This is a genomic window from Sphingomonas sp. CFBP8993 (assembly GCF_034044895.1).
Classification (GTDB): domain Bacteria; phylum Pseudomonadota; class Alphaproteobacteria; order Sphingomonadales; family Sphingomonadaceae; genus Sphingomonas.
In genome coordinates, this window is sequence record NZ_JAXCWU010000016.1 from 1 (window position 1) to 673 (window position 673).

At 67.8% G+C, this 673-nt stretch carries 1 protein-coding gene; it reads left to right on the forward strand.

The genetic code is table 11. The features are described from left to right. Nucleotides 1–619, forward strand: a 619-nt coding sequence (locus tag SOM26_RS17595; protein ID WP_320454008.1) for an electron transfer flavoprotein subunit beta/FixA family protein, incomplete at its 5' end; no start/stop codon positions are given. Nucleotides 620–673: the final 54 nt, after the last annotated feature.

The following is a 673-nucleotide window of genomic DNA, read 5'->3' on the forward strand; positions in this document are numbered from 1 at the left end:
AGAGGCGATCCGGCTGAAGGAAAAGGGCGCGGCCACGGAAGTGGTCGTCGTCTCGATCGGCGAGCCCAAGGCGGCGGACACGCTGCGCACCGCACTCGCCATGGGCGCGGACCGGGCGGTGCTGATCACCGCCGACCAGCCGGTCGAACCGCTCGGCGTCGCCAAGCTGCTGGCCAAGGTGGTCGAGGAGGAACAGCCCGGCCTGGTGATCCTCGGCAAGCAGGCGATTGACGGCGACAACAACCAGACCGGCCAGATGCTGGCGGGTCTTCTCGGCTGGGCGCAGGGCACGTTCGCGTCCAAGGTCGAGATCGATGGCGACAGCGCCAACGTCACCCGCGAGGTCGATGGCGGCCTGGAGACGGTGGCGCTGACGCTGCCCGCGATCGTCACCACCGACCTTCGCCTCAACGAGCCGCGCTATGCGAGCTTGCCCAACATCATGAAGGCCAAGTCCAAGCCGATGGCGACCAAAACCGCCGCCGACTACGGCGTCGACGTCGCGCCGCGCCTGACGATCACCCATGTCGCCGAGCCCGGCAAGCGCCAGGCGGGCGTCAAGGTTGGCTCGGTCGACGAGCTGGTCGAGAAACTGAAAGCACTGGGAGTGGCCAAGTGAAGACGCTGGTATGGGTCGAGCATGACGGCGGGGCCGTCAAGGATGCCACGCTGG